Genomic DNA, 16,088 nt, shown 5'->3' on the forward strand with positions numbered 1-16,088 from the left:
ACCGCATGAGACTGTTGCCTGCAGTCGAGAAGACGACGCGTGCCGGACGCCGCTGTCGGTGGGTGGCAGGTCTGGCCTGCCCCGAAGCGACCTGGCGTGCTTGGAAACCGGCTTTTTCACCGGCTCAACGCTGCGGCCAGGATCGATACCTTCGGGCGATGCGCGCCAAGCCGCACGCCAGTGTGTGCGTCTTTGGGTGTTTAGATGGAATGGCCGACCTGACACGTTTGAGAGATAAAAGGCGCGTGGGCCGTCGTTCGGTCCCTGCATGCCTCCTTCACGTCCTATCACCTCCGACCTCAAGCATCTCAATCGAAGCAATGGTTTCGAATGTCGCCTTTGACATCAGGCGTGTGGTCGCGACCGAAGGTCCAGTCTTCGGTCTTCTGATGTCATCGTCGACCGTTGCCGAGGATCCAAAAAAAAACCGCCCGTAGGCGGTCTTGTTGCGTGGCAGCGCTCACGGCGAGCAGTGCCTAGTTCACCCCGGGCAACCCGCCTCTACGACAGGACGCCATGGTGCAGAACACTCACGCCGAGAAACTGGAGCCGCAACCGCAGGTGCTGGTCGCATTGGGGTTCTTGATCACGAACTGGGCACCTTGGAGATCTTCCTTGTAGTCGATCTCCGCCCCGACCAGGTACTGGTAGCTCATGGCATCAATGAGCAGGGAGACACCATGCTTGCTCATGATGGTGTCGTCCTCGTTCGTGATCTCGTCGAACGTGAAACCGTACTGGAAGCCCGAACATCCACCACCCTGGACGAAGACGCGCAGCTTGAGGTCCGGATTGCCTTCCTCTGCGATCAGGTCGGCGACCTTGGCAGCCGCGCTGTCGGTGAACAGAATCGGTTCGGGCATCTGGGTCTGGACATCTTCTGCAACTGCGCTCATGGGGATACTCCGGTGTGGGTGCGTCGAGGCACCGACGCTAAAGGGAAATGCTATCGCAGTCCGTGGATTGCAAGCCTCGGGCGATGAATTTGTCGCTGATCGCAGTGCGGGCTCTTGCACGCCTCGCCCCCAAAGAAAAACCGCCCGAAGGCGGTTTTCCGTACAACCAGCGGATGCCGATCAGCGCTTGGAGAACTGCTTGCGGCGGCGTGCCGAATGCAGACCGACCTTCTTGCGCTCGACTTCGCGCGCATCACGCGTCACGAACCCGGCCTGGCTCAGCACCGGCTTGAGGGTCGCGTCGTAGTCGATCAGCGCACGGGTGATCCCATGGCGTGCCGCGCCGGCCTGGCCGGACTCGCCGCCACCGTTCACGTTGATCATGATGTCGAAGGCTTCGACGTTGTTCGTCAGAAACAGCGGCTGCTTCGCGATCATGATGGAGGTCTCCCGGCCGAAATAGGCCTGGATGTCCTTGCCATTGACCGTGATCTTGCCGGTGCCTTTTTTCAGAAACACACGAGCGACGCTGGATTTGCGACGGCCGGTGCCATTGTTCCATTCACCAATCATCTCAAGGCTCCTTACAGTTCCAGCGCTTTGGGCTGTTGGGCGGTATGCGGGTGCTCTGCGCCACCGTAGACCTTGAGTTTCTTGATCATCGCGTAACCGAGCGGGCCTTTGGGCAGCATGCCCTTGACGGCCTTTTCCAGGGCGCGGCCCGGATGCTTGGCTTGCATGTCACGGAAGTTGGTGGCTGTGATGCCGCCCGGATAGCCCGAGTGGCGGTAGTACACCTTGTCGATCGGCTTGGCGCCGGTCACGCGGAGTTGCGATGCGTTGATGATGACGATGAAGTCACCGGTGTCGACGTGAGGCGTGTAAATGGCCTTGTGTTTGCCGCGCAAACGGAGAGCAACTTCGCTGGCTACTCGTCCGAGGACCTTGTCGGTCGCGTCAATCACAAACCACTCGTGCGTCACGTCAGCGGGCTTTGCGCTGAACGTTTTGGTCATGAGTTTTCTCTGTCGAAGAGGAGGTTTGCGGAGCCCTTTTCCACGGTCGGCGTTCCTCTGGCGGGAATCTCTTAGGTGGGTTTCACACTTCGCCGCGGGGCCGTCCAGGCGCTGCGAAGCCTTCGATTCTATGCTGGCCCCGACATCGGGGCAACCTCGCCTCGGAAACGCAACTCAAAAACGGTGACGCATGCCCACGCCCACGCTGTTGCCGCTGTTGCGGTCGGTCACGTGGTCGCGCATGGCGATGGCGTAGATGTCGGTGCGCTTGGACAGGAAATAGTCGTAGCCGATGCTGCCGGTGGTGCGCGTGCCGTCGTAGGTGCCCTCGACCTTGGTGCGCGCCACGGCACCGATCAGGCTGCCCAAGCCGATCGGCACGCTCACGCCGGCCGAAGTCGTCCTTGCGTCGTAGTCGGCGACCTCGGTCCTCGCACCGCCGTAGGTCAGGAAGAAACGGGCGAAATTGGCGTTGTAGCTGCCGCCCACCATCCAGTCCTTCTTGGTCTCCGGCACGCCCACGCCGTTGACCGTGGTGGTCAGGAGGCCGGTGACGGGGTTGTTCACTTGGTCGCGCTCGTAGAAGGCGACGGCCGTCCAGGGACCGCTGAGGTAGAGCACGTTCAGGCCAACGTTGCGCTTGCTGCCGTTGCCGGTGTCGCTGCCCTGCTCACCGAACTGGTACTGGACGGTGGCGGCCAGACCGTTGTAGTTGGGCGTGGTGTAGGCGATCTGGTTGCCCCATCCGGTGTCCGAGGGCGTCGTGCGATAGCCCCAGCCCGCCGTGTTGACGTTGGCGTGCAGCACGAGGGGCGAATAGGCGAACGAATCCCCGAACGGGTTGGCGAAGATCGTCGGCAGGAAGTTCGGCGCGGTGCCGCGACCGAGCCGCACCGAGCCGAAGCCGCCCGTCAGACCGACGTTGGCATCGCGGGAGAACGACGTGTCGCCGTTGAAGCGGCCATAGACGCCGCTGTCCGCGCGGATGAACGACGTCAACGCGTACGTGGCCTTCAGGCCGCCGCCCAGGTCCTCGGTGCCCCGGAAGCCGATCCACGACGTGGTCAGGCCTCCGGAACCGAGTTCGGTGACCCGGCCCGGCGCGCCCGCCATGCGGGTGGACGCGACATAGACGTCCACGAGCCCGGAGATGGCCACGCTCGATTGCGCATGAACCGGCGCAGCCAGCCCGACAAGGGCTGCAGCGGTGGCGACGACGCTCAGACGGAGAGAATTCATGACAGATTCCGTTGAAAATTGAAAATATTTGGAAGCAAATGTAATCGGCTCGAATCACAATTCCAAAATTTTGTAAAGCAAGCGTTGTGCCAATGCCAATGTAGGCAGGAAGCGCGAAACCCCGGGCAGGCTTCGCGACACGGGCGACGTCGAATCGACGCGCGGATCGTCGACGCCCGGGCGTGCGGGCACGGCAGTTACCATCGCCGCATGTTCAGTTATCGCCACGCGTTCCATGCCGGCAACCACGCCGACGTGCTCAAGCACACGGTGCTGATTGCGACCCTCGACCACCTGCTGGAGAAGGAAGCCCCCCTCACGGTCGTCGACACGCATGCCGGCGCGGGCCTCTACCGGCTCGACGGCGACTACGCCGATACCAGTGGCGAAGCCGCCCAGGGCGTGCTGCGCCTCGTCGAGGCGCCGAAGCCGGACGCCCCCGGCGCGGGGCCGGCCACCGCGCCGCCCGCCGACGCCATCGCGCGCTACCTGGAAGTGATCTCCGCCTTCAATCCCAAGGGTGGCGCCCGCATCTATCCGGGTTCGCCCTTCATCGTGCAGCACCTGTTGCGCGACCAGGACAAGCTCAAGCTGTTCGAGCTGCATCCGACCGATTCGCGCACGCTGTCGGCGAACATCGCCCAGCTCGAAGCCGGCCGCAAGATCGCGGTGCTGATGGAGGACGGCTTCGGCAGCGCGACCAAGTTCCTGCCGCCGCCCTCGCGCCGCGCGCTGGTGCTGTGCGATCCGAGCTACGAGATCAAGAGCGACTATGCGCGCGTGCTCGACTTCGTCGCCGAGGCGATGAAGCACTTCGCCACCGGCACCTACGCGGTCTGGTATCCGATCATCCCGCGACCCGAGGCGCACGATCTCCCGCGCCGCCTGAAGACGATGGCGACCAAGGCCGGCAAGCCCTGGCTGCACGCGACGCTCACGGTCAAGTCGAGCAGGATCGTCACGGCGCCCAGCGGCGAGACGCGCCGACCGGGCCTGCCGGCGAGCGGCATGTTCCTGATCAACCCGCCCTACACGCTCAAGGCCAGGCTCGACGCGGCGTTGCCGCAGCTCGTGACACGGCTCTCGCAGGACCGCAACGCGACCTTCTCGGTCGACGCGGGCGGCTGACGCCGGTCGGCGGCGGCGCCGCCGACGGCGAAAACGGCAGGCTCAAGGCGCCTGGACCTGCACCTGGATCGACGCGAACCAGGCCGCCAGATCGTCGATGTCGGCGTCCTTCAGGGGCTTGGCCATCAACGACATCACCTCATGCTTGCGCGCCCCGCTTCGATAGGCCTTGAGCTGTTCGGCCACGTACATCGCCGGCTGCCCGGCGAGGTTGGGGGCGTCGGGCATCGTGGCCTTGCCCAACGGGCCGTGGCAGGCGGCGCAGGCCGCCGCCTTGGCCTTGCCCGCGACGGCGCTGGCGGCCGGCGCCGCCGGTGCCATCGCCATGGCCGCCAGGGCGACCGTCCATGCGACGACGTGCCGGTTCATGGTGCCTGGTAGGTGATGCGGTAGATGGCGCCGACGTAGTCGTCGGAGACGAACAGCGAGCCGTCCTTGCCCATCGCCACGTCGACCGGACGACCGCGGTAGGTGCCGGTGGCGTCGTCCAGCCACCCCTCGGCGAAGACCTCGTTCTTGTCGGCCGTCCCGTCGGGCTTGAGCGAGGTGTAGAGCAGGCGCGCGCCGATCGGCTTGGTGCGGTTCCATGAGCCGTGCTGCGCCGAGAAGAAACCGCCCTGGTACTTGGCCGGGAACTGCTTGCCCGAGTAGAACGCCATGCCCAGGTCGGCCGCGTGCGCGACCGTCGTCACCTGCGGATCCACGGCGCCGGCGGGGATCGGGTCCTTGTCGTAGCCGTTCTCGGTGATGCGGGTCTTGGACACGATGTAGGGATAGCCGAAGAACTGGCCCGACTTGGTGGCGCGGTTGATCTCGCCGAGCGGAATGTCGTCGCCCATGCCGTCGGTCTGGTTGTCGGTGAACCAGAGGCTGCCGTCCTTGGGGTTGAAGTCCATGCCCACGCTGTTGCGCACGCCCGTGGCGTAGACCTCGCGGCCGGTGCCGTCCTGGTTCATGCGCACGATGCCGCCGATGCCGGTCTTGGTGTAGAGCGCGAGCTTCTCGCGCGGCTGCACGTTGAAGGGCTGGCCCAGCGTGATGTAGAGCTTGTTGTCGGGTCCCACGCGGCAGACGCGGCCGCTGTGGTTGAAGGACTCCTCCTCCGGCGGGATCAACTGGCCCTGGGGCACCACCTCGGCGACGGCCACGTCGGGCGTGTCGTAGAAGAACTCGGCCCCCGGGAAGGAATAGACGTGGTTGCTCTCGACGACGATCAGGAAGCCGTCCCGGGTCCAGCACACCGCGTTGGGGTTGCGGAAGTTCAGCGACGGCGCGAACTGCTTGACCTCGGTGGCCGCGTCGCCGCCGTTGCGGTTGGTCACGGCCCAGACGTTGGTCTTGCGGGTGCCGACGAACATCATGTTGGCCGCCGGGGCCACGGCGATGGAACGCGCGTCGGGCACCACGGCGTACAGGTCGATCTTGAAGCCCGGCGGCAGCTTGATGGCCTTCAGGTTGGCGCGCAGCTGATCGGCGTTCTTGCCGGTCTGCGCGATGGTGGGGATGTTGGGGTCGGTGCCCGACACCTTCATCTGCTTGAGCTTCTCGATGTTCTGCGCCGCGGCGGGCACGGCGGTTGTCATCGCGGCCGCGAGCGCAACGAGGGTCAGGGCGAGGCGCGCGGGCCGGCGCAGGGGGGTGGACATCGTTTGTCTCCTGTTGTTCGTTCGATGTGAGCGGCCACGCCGGTCGTGCGGCGGGCCGACCGACTGTGCGGCGATGCGCCATCGGCGCCGCTCGGGACTTGCCCTATGGACGTGGAACCTGGGGGACACCCCGATCCGGTGCCGCCGCGGGGCGGCAAACGGCCGGCGCTGTCCGGGCCCCTGGACGCCGGCCGCGTGGTCAGCGCCGGCCGCGCGCCGCGGTCGCGCGGCGCGACGGCGCCGCGCGCGGCAACCCTTCCTCGCCCCCGCCGTCCGCGCCGGCGGCCAGGGCCGCGAGCGCGGCGCGGTCGACCGGCGCGCCGCCGCAGCGCAGGCCGAGGCCGGCCTTGTCGATCACCGTGATCGCCACCTGCTTGATGCCCAGGCCGACCATGTCGATCGCCTCGGCCGCCGCGCGGCTCAGGTCGATGACGCGACCCGGCCCGAAGGGCCCCCGGTCGTTGACCCGCACCAGCACTTCGCGCCCGTTGGTGAGGCTGCGCACGCACACCGCCGTGCCGAACGGCAGCGTGCGGTGCGCGGCGGTGAAGGCCGACATGTCGAAGCGCTCGCCGTTGGCCGTGCGGCGCTGGTGGAACTGGATGCCGTACCAGGAGGCGCCACCGCGCTGGAACAGTTCGCCGGGTGCCTTGTCGCCCGGGATGCCATCGTCGGCACCGGCGAACGGGTCGTCGTTGCCCGAGGCCGACAGGTCGTAGTTCACGGTCGGGACCGTCGAGCGCGGCGGCGCGCCCGAGGGCACGCTGAGCTCGCGTGCCAGGGGGCGCAGCAGCCCGGTGCCCGACCAGGGCGCCGCCACCGGCGCGGCGGATGGCGGCGCGGCCGTCGCGGCCGGGCCCACGGGCGCGGACACGGGATCGGGCGTCGCGGCGCAGCCGTCGAGCAGCACCAGGGCGGCGATCGCGCAGGCCGCGGACAACGCCATCGGCGCGAACCGGCGTCCGGCTGCGCCGCGCGCGACCGCCCCGCTCATCGTCGCGCCCCCCTGCCGCGCACGGCCGCGCGATCCGGCCCGGCGCGGCCGCGTGCCGCTGCCCTCACCCCCACGCTCATGCGTCCCAGCCGAGCCGATCGAGCACGGCGAGCGGCGCGGCCGCCTGGTTCATCGTGTAGAAGTGCAGCGACGGCGCGCCGCCGTCGCGCAGGCGCTCGCACAGCGCGGCCACGACGTCCAGGCCGAACGACTTGATCGATTCGATGTCGTCGCCGAAACCGTTGAGCCGCAGCCGGATCCAGCGCGGGATCTCGGCGCCGCAGGCGTCGGAGAAGCGCATCAGCTGGGTCGAACTGGTGATGGGCATCACGCCCGGCACGATCGGGATGTCGACCCCCAGGCGGCGGGCGTCGTCGACGAAGCGGAAGTACGCCTCGGCGCTGAAGAAATACTGCGTGATGGCCGAATCGGCACCGGCACGCGCCTTGGTCGCGAAGGCCTGCAGGTCCGCCCCGGGCGAACGCGCCTGCGGATGGATCTCGGGATAGCAGGCGACCTCGATGTGGAAGTCGCGGCCGGTCTCCGCGCGGATGAATTCGACCAGGTCGCTCGCGTACTGGAACTCGCCGCCGATGCCGTAGCCGCTGGGCAGGTCGCCGCGCAGCGCCACCAGGCGCCGCACGCCCATCGCGCGCAGTTCGCCCAGTTGCGCGCGCACCGTGGCACGCGTGGCGCCGATGCACGAGAAGTGGCTGGCCGCGGGAATGCCCTCCTCGATGATCTCGCGCACGGCGGCGAAGGTGCCCTCGTGGGTCGAGCCGCCGGCGCCGTAGGTCACCGAGCAGAACTCGGGTCGCGTCGCGTAGAGCTGGCGGCGCACGGCGCGCAGCTTCACCGCGCCTTCGGGCGTCTTGGTGGGGAAGAATTCGAAACTCAGGGGAAGGCGCATGCGCGGCTCCTGGAAGAGGAAAGACGCCGTCGCCCTAGGCGGCGCGCACGGCGTGGATGAAGAACTCGCGGTTGCCGTCGCCACCCGCGATCGGGCTGTCGAGCCAGCGCACGACGCGCAGGCCGAGCGCCGCGCAGGCCTCGCGCAGGCGCGCCTCGACCACCGCGTGCAGTGCCGCGTCGCGCACGATGCCACCCTTGCCGACCTGGCCGGGCTGCAGTTCGAACTGCGGCTTGACCAGCATCAGCAGGTCGCCGCCGGGCGCGAGGAACGGCACCACCGCCGGCAGCACCAGCGTCAGCGAGATGAACGACAGGTCGCCCACCACGAGGTCGAAGTCGGTGCGCTCGTCCTCGGGCAGGTCCGCGACGGTCAGCGCGCGCGCGTTGACGCGCTCGACGGCCGTGACGCGCTCGTCCGCGCGGATGCGCGCGTGCAGCTGGCCGTGGCCGACGTCGACGCCCGTGACGTGGGCCGCGCCGTGCTGCAGCAGGCAGTCGGTGAAGCCGCCGGTGGACTGGCCGACGTCCAGGCAGTGCCGCCCGCGTGCATCGACGCCCGTGGCGGCCAGCGCGCCTTCGAGCTTCAGCCCGCCGCGCGAGACGAAGCGCGACTCCGCCGCGTCGACGAGGTCGAGTTCCGCCGTCTCGGGGATGTCGTCGCGGTTCTTGCCGACGTCGCGCCAGGCGTCGGCGCTGCCCGCGTCGCGCCACCGCAGCCCGCCCGCGATGAGCCGCACGGCCTGCGACCGCGAAGCGGCCATGCCGCGCTCCACCAGCAATTGATCGGCACGCATGGCGCGGCGATCAGTAGCGGTAGGTGTCCGCCTTGTACGGACCGGCCTTGTCCACGCCGATGTAGGCGGCCTGGGCGTCGCTGAGTTCGGTGAGCATCGCGCCGACCTTCTTCAGGTGCAGGCGCGCGACCTTCTCGTCGAGGTGCTTGGGCAGCACGTAGACCTTGCCGGACTCGTAGGCGTCGGGCTTGGTGAACAGCTCGATCTGGGCGATGGTCTGGTTGGCGAAGGACGAGGACATCACGAAGCTCGGATGGCCCGTGCCGCAGCCCAGGTTCACCAGCCGGCCCTTGGCCAGCAGGATGATGCGCTTGCCGTCGGGGAACTTGACGTGGTCGACCTGCGGCTTGATCTCTTCCCACTCGTACTGCTCGATCGAGGCGATGTCGATCTCGTTGTCGAAATGGCCGATGTTGCAGACGATGGCCTGGTCCTTCATGGCCACCATGTGCTCGTGGCGGATGACGTCGCGGTTGCCGGTGGTGGTGACGAAGATGTCGGCCTTGTCGGCGGCGTACTCCATCGTCACGACCTTGTAGCCTTCCATGGCGGCCTGCAGGGCGTTGATGGGGTCGATCTCGGTCACCCAGACCTGGGCCGACAGCGCGCGCAGGGCCTGCGCCGAGCCCTTGCCCACGTCGCCGTAGCCGGCCACGACAGCCACCTTGCCGGCGATCATCACGTCGGTCGCGCGCTTGATGCCGTCGACCAGCGACTCGCGGCAGCCGTAGAGGTTGTCGAACTTGCTCTTGGTGACCGAGTCGTTGACGTTGATGGCGCGGAACTTCAGCAGGCCCTTGGCCGACATGTCGTTCAGGCGATGCACGCCGGTGGTCGTCTCCTCGGTCACGCCGATGATTTCGGCCGACTTGCGGCTGTACCAGGTCGGGTCCTCGGCGAGCTTCCTGCGGATGGCGGCATAGAGGATGCGCTCCTCCTCGCTCGAATGCGTGTCGATCAGCGACAGGTCCTGCTCGGCGCGCTGGCCCAGGTGCATCAGCAGCGTGGCGTCGCCGCCGTCGTCCAGGATCATGTTGGGGCCTTCGCCCTCGGTGCCCTCGGGGCCGAAGTCGAAGATGCGGTGGGTATAGTCCCAGTAGTCCGCGAGCGACTCGCCCTTGATGGCGAACACCGGCGTGCCGGCCGCGGCGATGGCGGCGGCGGCGTGGTCCTGCGTGGAGAAGATGTTGCACGAAGCCCAGCGCACCTCGGCGCCGAGCGCCTGCAGCGTCTCGATCAGCACGGCCGTCTGGATCGTCATGTGCAGCGAGCCGGTGATGCGCGCACCCTTGAGCGGCTGCTGCGCGGCGTACTCGGAGCGGATGGCCATCAGGCCGGGCATCTCGGTCTCGGCGATGCGGATCTCCTTGCGGCCCCAGGCGGCGAGGGTGATGTCGGTGATGGCCTGGTCGGCGGGCGAAGCGGGCTCGGCGACGGCGGTGGCCGAGGGCAGCAGGGGCGAGACGGAGGACGGGGATTCGAGGACGGCGCTCATGAGGGAAGGACTCCAGGGCTGGTGGCGGATGCCGCTGGACCGTCGGGGGTCGTCCACAGGAAAAACAGGGACGGAACTCACCGCGATGGACAGCGGATGAGCGTGGTTGCGATGTGTTCCGAGCCTCACGCCTGACGGCGCTGCAACGCTCCTCGGAAGCGCGATTTTAGCCCCGCACCGGTTTCTCCCTGCCTCGGCACGGCCCGAATCCCTGCACGCGCGCGGGCCGGCGCCTGCCTACAGTCGTGGCCGATCCGCGTTCCGGGGCCGCCGGCGACCGGCGCGGTCGACCTTCCACTCCAGGCTTCCCCATGACGCGCACCTTCCCCGCCGCCCGCTCCGCACCGACGTCCCCGCCGAACCCCGCCGCCCCCGGCTCCCGCCTTTTCCACCGTGGCGCCATGGCGATCGCCGTGGCGGGCCTCGCCGGGTTGCTGGTCGCGCCCCAGGCCGCCTGGAGCCAGCCGGCGCCCCCGATGGGCGCGGCACCCGCGCGCGCCGCGCCCGTCGCGCCGGCCGCCCCCACGGTGCGCATCCGCGGCACGGTGGTCTACGTCGACGCCACCCGGCTGATCGTGAAGGACCGTGGCGGCGAGGTCGTGAGCCTGGCGCGCGTGCCCGACCTGCCGGTCTCCGAGGTCTATCCGATCAGGCTGGCCGACATCACCAAGGGCAGCTACATCGGTACCGCCGCCATGCCGCAGGCCGACGGCACGCAGCGCGCGCTCGAGGTGCTGGTGTTCCCGCCCGAGGCGCGCGGCACCGGCGAAGGCCACTTCCCCTGGGACCTGGAACCCAAGAGCACCATGACCAACGCCACCGTCGCCGACCTGGCCGCGGCGCCGGCGTCGGTGCGCGGCGGCCAGCAGCTTCGCCTGGCCTACAAGGGCGGCGAGAAGACCGTGGTCGTGCCGCGCGACGTGCCGGTCGTCACCTTCCGTCCGGCCACCGACGCGCTGCTGGTGCCCGGCGCGCGCGTCCTGGTCAACGCGCAGGAGCGCAACGGCATGCCCACGGCGGTGCGCGTGCTGGCCGGGCGCAACGGCTTCGTGCCGCCGATGTGACGACGGGGGCGCGAGAATCGCGCCCCATGCCCCTGTCCGACTCGCTCCAGATCGCCGCCCCGAATCCCGACGGGTCCATCACGCCGCCGCCCAGCGCGGACGACCTGCGCGAGGCGCTGGAGGCGCGCAACGAAGCACTCGCGCAGAAGCTCGGCGAACTCGAGGCCATCCTGGCCCGGCCGCTCGACCAGATCCTGGCCGAGCGCGACCGGTTCAAGGACGCGGCCACCGCCTGGGATTCCTTCGGCGCGATGTGGATGCTGTCGCAGCGGGCGATGAAGCGCGTCGCACTCGACCTCGCCGCGCGGCAGGGCGTGGGCGAGGAGGAGGTGGTCGCGCGCGCCCTTGATTTCGCCAACGACGTGCTCAACGGCGACGGCGTCGACCTCGGCGGCACCATCGCCGAGCCCCAGTTGGCGCACATCGCGCGGCACCGGGCGTTCCTGCGCAAGCAGTTCCGGCGCACCTGAACCATCCCGGAGGGGTCGGCGGCGCGAACGTGCCTGAGGGACAATGTCGTCCCTTCCAGCCTTCCGCCCGCCGCGCCCGACAGCGCCCCGGCGGTCGCGCACCTCGCACATCCCCATTGAGTCCGCCCCGATGTCGACCGACAAATTCCTCGAAGAAACCCAGCGCCGCCGCACCTTCGCGATCATCTCCCACCCCGACGCCGGCAAGACCACGCTGACCGAGAAGCTGCTGCTGTTCTCCGGCGCGATCCAGATCGCCGGTTCGGTCAAGGCGCGCAAGGCGACGCGCCACGCCACGTCCGACTGGATGGAGATCGAGAAGCAGCGCGGCATCTCGGTGGCCTCCTCGGTGATGCAGATGCTCTATCGCGAGCACGTGATCAACCTGCTCGACACGCCCGGCCACAAGGACTTCTCCGAGGACACCTACCGCGTGCTGACGGCGGTCGACTCGGCCCTGATGGTGATCGACGCGGCCAACGGCGTGGAAGCGCAGACGCGGCGCCTGATCGAGGTCTGCCGCCAGCGCGACACGCCCATCATCACCTTCGTCAACAAGATGGACCGCGAGGTGCGCGAGCCCCTGGACATCCTCGACGAGATCGAGCGCGAGCTGGGCATGCCGTGCGTGCCGATGACCTGGCCGGTCGGCCAGGGCAAGAGCTTCGGCGGCATCATGAACCTGCGCACCCAGACCATGACGGTGTTCGACTCCGGCAAGGAGCGCCTGCCGCAGGAGTTCGAGACCATCCGCCTGGACGACCGCGACGAACTCATCGGGCGCTTCGGCGCCGAGTTCGAGAACGCCGAGCAGAGCATGGAACTCGCCGCCGGCGCCTCCCCCGCCTGGGACCGCGAGGCTTTCCTGGCGGGCCGGCAGACGCCGGTGTTCTTCGGCTCGGGCGTCAACAACTTCGGCGTGATGGAGGTGCTCGACGCGCTGGTCGACCTCGCGCCCTCGCCGCAGTCGCGCACCAGCACCACGCTGGTCAACCGCCAGCCGGTGGTGCGGGAGGTGCAGCCGGCGGACAAGGACTTCGCCGGCGTCGTCTTCAAGGTGCAGGCCAACATGGACCCGGCGCACCGCGACCGCATCGCGTTCGTGCGCATGGCCTCGGGCCGCTACACGCCGGGCATGAAGCTCAAGGTGCAGCGCACGGCCAAGGAGCTGCGCCCGACCAGCGTCGTGACCTTCATGAGCCAGCGCCGCGAGGCGGTCGAGGAAGCCTTCGCCGGCGACATCGTCGGCTTCACGACGCACGGCGGCGTGCAGCTCGGCGACACCATCACCGACGGCGCCAACCTGATGTTCACCGGCCTGCCCTTCTTCGCGCCGGAACTCTTCATGACCGTCATCCTGAAGAACCCGCTGCGCACCAAGCAGCTCCAGCAGGGCCTGGCGCAACTCGGCGAGGAAGGCGCGATCCAGGTCTTCCGCCCGGAGATCGGCGGGCCGATGCTGCTGGGCGCGGTCGGCCAGCTGCAGTTCGAGGTGGTGCAGCACCGCCTGAAGGGCGAGTACGACTGCGACGTGCGGCTCGAGGGCTGCCAGTACACGGGCGCGCGCTGGATCACCGCCGACACGCCGGCCGAGCTGCGCGAGTTCGTCAACGCCTACCCGGCGCGCATGGCGCTGGACGCGGCCAACACGCTGGCCTACCTCTGCACCTCGCCCTACGACGTGCGGCTCGCGCAGGAGCGCTTCCCGAAGATCCACTTCCATCCGCTGCGCGAGCACGCCGGGCTGTCGCTGCAGAACGCGGGCTGACGCGCGGGAGCCGCCGTCCGTGCCGTCGTCGAATCCGCTGGTCTTTGCGCTCGCCGAGTACGCGCTGCTGGGCATCTGGCTGTTCGGCTGCTGGGGCCTCGGCCGGCGGCTGCTGCCGGGCGGCGGCACCGTGACGGGCGCGTCGGTGCCGGCCGCCGACGACCGGGTCGGACCGCTCGCCCATCCGATGGTGCTGCACACCGTCACGCTCGGCCGGCAGGAAGCCAAGCGGCTGGTGTACCTGTCCATCCCGGCCACGCGCGGCGCGGCGCGGGACGCCCCGGCACCCCTGGCGACCGCCGGGCCCCTGGACGCGGCGCGCGCGCAGGGACGTCCCGCATGAAGGCGACGCCGATGTCCCGCGTGCGCGGTTTGCTGAAGGGGCAGTTCCTGCGTTTCGCCGTCGTCGGCGTCGCCGGGCTGCTGGTCGACCTGGCCGTGCTGCACGTGCTGGCGCCGCTGCTGGGCTGGTACGCCGCCCGCGTGGTGTCGTTCCTGGCCGCCGCCTCGGCGACGTGGTGGCTGAACCGGCGCTTCACCTTCGCGCGGCGCGCCCGGGCCCACGCGACGCCGCGCTCGATCGGCCGCGAATACCTGCGCTACATCGCCTCGATGCTGGGCGGGGCCGCCATCAACTACGCGCTCTACGTGCTGACCCTGCGCGGCGTGGACGCCGCGTTCGCGCCCGCGCTGGGCGTGGCGCTGGGCAGCCTGGGCGGGATGTTCGCGAACTTCGCGGCGGCGCGTTACCTCGTCTTCGGCGCGGCCGACCGCGACGATGCCGCAACTGCGGCCGCGCCATCGCCCGGCGGCACGGCGGCCCGGGACGTCCGGGCGGCCGGGCCGCGCCTGCGGCCGCTCGCGACCTGGCCGGCGGCCGAGCGCGCCGCGCTCACGGGCGTCTTCACCGACATCGACGACACCCTGACCACCGACGGCGCCATCACGCCCGACGCCCTGCGCGCCCTGGGCGCGCTGCGCGCCGCCGGGCTGAAGGTGGTCGCCATCACCGGCCGGCCGGTGGGCTGGAGCCTGCCCTTCATCGCGACATGGCCGGTCGACGCCATCGTGGCGGAGAACGGCGCCGTGGCGCTGCTGCCGCCCCCGCCGTGGCGGCCCGGGGACAGCCTGCATCCGGTGCCCCCGAAACGCTACTTCCTGCGCGACGCCGGCACACGCGCCGCGAACCACGCCCACCTGCAGCGGGTGCTCGAGCGCATCGAGCGCGAGGTGCCCGGGGCCCGCCGCGCCACCGACTCGGCCGGGCGCGAGACCGACATCGCCATCGACCATGGTGAATTCGCGCAGCTCGACGAGGCCGCCATCGACGCCGTGGCCGCGCTCATGCGCGCCGAGGGCCTGCACGCCACCGTCAGCAGCATCCACGTCAACGGCTGGCTGGGCGACAACGACAAGCTCGCCGGCGCGCGCTGGATCGTGCGCGAACTGTGGGACCGCTCGCTGGACGACGAGATGGATCGCTGGGCCTACGTCGGCGACTCCACCAACGACCAGCTCATGTTCGAGGCCTTCGCGCACGGCATCGGCGTGGCCAACGTGGCGCGTTTCGTGCCCAAGCTGGCGCACCTGCCGCGCTATGTGACGCAGAGCGAGCGCGGGGCGGGCTTCGCCGAGGTGGCGCGCGCCGTGCTCGCGGCACGGTGAGCCGCCCTCACTGGGGCTTGGCCAACCCCAGCTTGTCGATCACCACCTTCTCCTTGGCCACCGTGTCGACCGCGAACTGCGTGTACTGCGCGGTGCTCTTGTAGTCCGGCAGCATGTCGTAGCGGCCCAGCGCGGCGACGTAGCTGGGCTCCTCCATCGCCTGCTTGAAGGCGTCGTGCAGCTTCTTGACCACCTCGGGCGGCGTGCCCTTGGGGGCGCCGATGCCGAAGGGCGAGTTCTGCACGATGTCGTAGCCCAGCTCCTTGAGCGTGGGCGCGTCGGGGAACTTGGCCAGGCGCGTGGCGCCCCAGGTGTTGAGCACGCGCAGCTTGCCGGCCTCGACCTGCGGCGCGAAGCCGGTGCTGTCGGCCGCGGCCATGAGCTGGCCGCTCACCGTGGCGAGCATCAGGTCGGCGCTGCCCTTGTAGGGCACGTGCTGCAGCTGGATGCCGGCGCGCTGGGCCAGCGTCTCCATGGTGAGGTGGGGGCTGGTCAGGTTGCCGGTCGAGCCGTAGGTCAGGCGGCCGGGGTTGGCCTTGGCGTAGGCGACGAAGTCGGCCCAGGTCTTGAACGGGCTGTCGGCCGGCACCACCACGCCGAAGGCGTAGCCGGTGACGTTGATGACGTAGCTGATGTCCTTGATCGGGTCCCAGTTGAGCTTGGTGGTGTAGCCCAGGCGGAACACGCCCAGCGGGATCTGCGCGACGGTGTAGCCGTCGGCCGCCGAGGTCTGGAGCGACTGCGCCGGCAGCGTGCCGCCGGCACCGGGCTTGTTGTCGACGATGACGGGCTGGCCGAGGATCTTCGAGGCGTTGTCGGCGAGCTGGCGCATGGTGATGTCGGTCGGCCCGCCCGCCGGAAAGGCGATGACGAGCTTGACCGGCTTGGCGGGAAAGCCCTGCGCCTGCGCGGCGGCGAAGGGGATGGCGGCCGTCAGACCGGCGAAGGTCAGGGTGGTGGCGACGCGGACGATGGAACGACGAAACATGGATACGGCTCCT

The 16,088-nt window shown here is 69.3% G+C and carries 17 protein-coding genes, 1 pseudogene and 1 riboswitch; of the genes and pseudogenes, 7 read left to right on the forward strand and 11 right to left on the reverse strand.

Annotation, left to right across the window (positions count from 1 at the left end; genetic code table 11):
* Positions 1–530: 530 nt before the first annotated feature.
* The 4 genes from erpA to NF681_16755 form a co-directional block, all read right to left on the reverse strand.
* Positions 531–896, reverse strand: coding sequence for an iron-sulfur cluster insertion protein ErpA (gene erpA, locus NF681_16740; protein UST53917.1), 366 nt, complete (start codon positions 894–896; stop codon positions 531–533).
* A gap of 180 nt (positions 897–1,076) precedes the next feature.
* Positions 1,077–1,469, reverse strand: coding sequence for a 30S ribosomal protein S9 (gene rpsI / locus NF681_16745; GenBank protein ID UST53918.1), 393 nt, complete (start codon positions 1,467–1,469; stop codon positions 1,077–1,079).
* A gap of 11 nt (positions 1,470–1,480) precedes the next feature.
* The gene (gene rplM / locus NF681_16750) at positions 1,481–1,912 is read right to left on the reverse strand and encodes a 50S ribosomal protein L13 (protein ID UST53919.1); all 432 of its coding nucleotides are present in this window, start codon (positions 1,910–1,912) and stop codon (positions 1,481–1,483) included.
* 174 nt (positions 1,913–2,086) lie between these two features.
* Positions 2,087–3,151 (reverse strand): porin, encoded by a 1,065-nt coding sequence (locus NF681_16755; GenBank protein UST53920.1) that lies wholly within the window; start codon positions 3,149–3,151, stop codon positions 2,087–2,089.
* A gap of 210 nt (positions 3,152–3,361) precedes the next feature.
* Here NF681_16755 and rlmJ point away from each other — a divergent pair, with 210 nt between their 5' ends.
* Positions 3,362–4,279: a 23S rRNA (adenine(2030)-N(6))-methyltransferase RlmJ gene (rlmJ, locus tag NF681_16760; protein ID UST53921.1), complete on the forward strand. Its 918-nt coding sequence runs from the start codon at positions 3,362–3,364 to the stop codon at positions 4,277–4,279.
* Between the two features lie 42 nt (positions 4,280–4,321).
* On the opposite strand, the gene NF681_16765 is transcribed toward rlmJ, so the two are convergent.
* The 6 genes from NF681_16765 to ahcY all read right to left on the reverse strand — a co-directional run bounded on the left by NF681_16765 (position 4,322) and on the right by ahcY (position 10,120).
* Entirely contained in the window at positions 4,322–4,648 is a 327-nt protein-coding gene (locus NF681_16765; GenBank protein UST53922.1) for a c-type cytochrome, read from the reverse strand.
* Complete coding sequence (locus tag NF681_16770) at positions 4,645–5,925, reverse strand: PQQ-dependent sugar dehydrogenase (GenBank protein ID UST53923.1); 1,281 nt, start codon at positions 5,923–5,925, stop codon at positions 4,645–4,647. Before NF681_16770 ends, NF681_16765 begins: the two co-directional genes overlap by 4 nt.
* A gap of 199 nt (positions 5,926–6,124) precedes the next feature.
* The gene (locus tag NF681_16775; protein ID UST53924.1) at positions 6,125–6,871 is read right to left on the reverse strand and encodes a septal ring lytic transglycosylase RlpA family protein; all 747 of its coding nucleotides are present in this window, start codon (positions 6,869–6,871) and stop codon (positions 6,125–6,127) included.
* Between the two features lie 124 nt (positions 6,872–6,995).
* Positions 6,996–7,829: a methylenetetrahydrofolate reductase [NAD(P)H] gene (gene metF / locus NF681_16780; GenBank protein UST53925.1), complete on the reverse strand. Its 834-nt coding sequence runs from the start codon at positions 7,827–7,829 to the stop codon at positions 6,996–6,998.
* A 34-nt stretch (positions 7,830–7,863) separates the two neighbouring features.
* A complete protein-coding gene (locus NF681_16785) occupies positions 7,864–8,625 on the reverse strand; it encodes a TlyA family RNA methyltransferase (GenBank protein ID UST53926.1) in 762 nt (253 codons plus the stop codon).
* A gap of 10 nt (positions 8,626–8,635) precedes the next feature.
* Positions 8,636–10,120 (reverse strand): adenosylhomocysteinase, encoded by a 1,485-nt coding sequence (gene ahcY / locus NF681_16790; GenBank protein UST53927.1) that lies wholly within the window; start codon positions 10,118–10,120, stop codon positions 8,636–8,638.
* A 91-nt stretch (positions 10,121–10,211) separates the two neighbouring features.
* Positions 10,212–10,279, reverse strand: a riboswitch (S-adenosyl-L-homocysteine riboswitch).
* 152 nt (positions 10,280–10,431) lie between these two features.
* On the opposite strand from ahcY, the gene NF681_16795 reads away from it, so the two are divergent.
* The 6 genes and pseudogenes from NF681_16795 (at position 10,432) to NF681_16820 (ending at position 15,087) form a co-directional block, all read left to right on the forward strand.
* Positions 10,432–11,184 carry a hypothetical protein gene (locus tag NF681_16795; protein UST53928.1) on the forward strand — a complete coding sequence of 251 codons (753 nt, stop codon included), beginning with the start codon at positions 10,432–10,434 and terminating at the stop codon, positions 11,182–11,184.
* Positions 11,185–11,210: 26 nt separating this feature from the next.
* Complete coding sequence (locus NF681_16800; protein ID UST53929.1) at positions 11,211–11,654, forward strand: hypothetical protein; 444 nt, start codon at positions 11,211–11,213, stop codon at positions 11,652–11,654.
* 130 nt (positions 11,655–11,784) lie between these two features.
* Positions 11,785–13,422: a peptide chain release factor 3 gene (locus NF681_16805; protein ID UST53930.1), complete on the forward strand. Its 1,638-nt coding sequence runs from the start codon at positions 11,785–11,787 to the stop codon at positions 13,420–13,422.
* A gap of 19 nt (positions 13,423–13,441) precedes the next feature.
* Entirely contained in the window at positions 13,442–13,765 is a 324-nt protein-coding gene (locus tag NF681_16810; GenBank protein ID UST53931.1) for a hypothetical protein, read from the forward strand.
* An 11-nt stretch (positions 13,766–13,776) separates the two neighbouring features.
* A pseudogene (locus NF681_16815) lies at positions 13,777–14,121 on the forward strand (GtrA family protein).
* Between the two features lie 150 nt (positions 14,122–14,271).
* The gene (locus NF681_16820) at positions 14,272–15,087 is read left to right on the forward strand and encodes an HAD hydrolase family protein (protein UST55816.1); all 816 of its coding nucleotides are present in this window, start codon (positions 14,272–14,274) and stop codon (positions 15,085–15,087) included.
* A 7-nt stretch (positions 15,088–15,094) separates the two neighbouring features.
* Here NF681_16820 and NF681_16825 read toward each other — a convergent pair whose 3' ends face one another.
* Positions 15,095–16,075 carry a tripartite tricarboxylate transporter substrate binding protein gene (locus tag NF681_16825; GenBank protein UST53932.1) on the reverse strand — a complete coding sequence of 327 codons (981 nt, stop codon included), beginning with the start codon at positions 16,073–16,075 and terminating at the stop codon, positions 15,095–15,097.
* Positions 16,076–16,088: the final 13 nt, after the last annotated feature.

It is taken from the genome of Comamonadaceae bacterium OTU4NAUVB1, from assembly GCA_024372625.1.
GTDB lineage: Bacteria > Pseudomonadota > Gammaproteobacteria > Burkholderiales > Burkholderiaceae_C > Variovorax.

Bases quoted from the DNA above. Each gene is read 5' to 3' on its own strand.
- NF681_16825 (UST53932.1), bottom strand. From the start codon at position 16,075: ATGTTTCGTCGTTCCATCGTCCGCGTCGCCACCACCCTGACCTTCGCC.
- metF (UST53925.1), bottom strand. From the start codon at position 7,829: ATGCGCCTTCCCCTGAGTTTCGAATTCTTCCCCACCAAGACGCCCGAA.
- NF681_16795 (UST53928.1), top strand. From the start codon at position 10,432: ATGACGCGCACCTTCCCCGCCGCCCGCTCCGCACCGACGTCCCCGCCG.
- NF681_16770 (UST53923.1), bottom strand. From the start codon at position 5,925: ATGTCCACCCCCCTGCGCCGGCCCGCGCGCCTCGCCCTGACCCTCGTT.
- rplM (UST53919.1), bottom strand. From the start codon at position 1,912: ATGACCAAAACGTTCAGCGCAAAGCCCGCTGACGTGACGCACGAGTGG.
- NF681_16805 (UST53930.1), top strand. From the start codon at position 11,785: ATGTCGACCGACAAATTCCTCGAAGAAACCCAGCGCCGCCGCACCTTC.
- NF681_16755 (UST53920.1), bottom strand. From the start codon at position 3,151: ATGAATTCTCTCCGTCTGAGCGTCGTCGCCACCGCTGCAGCCCTTGTC.
- rpsI (UST53918.1), bottom strand. From the start codon at position 1,469: ATGATTGGTGAATGGAACAATGGCACCGGCCGTCGCAAATCCAGCGTC.
- NF681_16800 (UST53929.1), top strand. From the start codon at position 11,211: ATGCCCCTGTCCGACTCGCTCCAGATCGCCGCCCCGAATCCCGACGGG.
- erpA (UST53917.1), bottom strand. From the start codon at position 896: ATGAGCGCAGTTGCAGAAGATGTCCAGACCCAGATGCCCGAACCGATT.
- NF681_16785 (UST53926.1), bottom strand. From the start codon at position 8,625: ATGCGTGCCGATCAATTGCTGGTGGAGCGCGGCATGGCCGCTTCGCGG.
- NF681_16765 (UST53922.1), bottom strand. From the start codon at position 4,648: ATGAACCGGCACGTCGTCGCATGGACGGTCGCCCTGGCGGCCATGGCG.
- rlmJ (UST53921.1), top strand. From the start codon at position 3,362: ATGTTCAGTTATCGCCACGCGTTCCATGCCGGCAACCACGCCGACGTG.
- NF681_16775 (UST53924.1), bottom strand. From the start codon at position 6,871: ATGGCGTTGTCCGCGGCCTGCGCGATCGCCGCCCTGGTGCTGCTCGAC.
- ahcY (UST53927.1), bottom strand. From the start codon at position 10,120: ATGAGCGCCGTCCTCGAATCCCCGTCCTCCGTCTCGCCCCTGCTGCCC.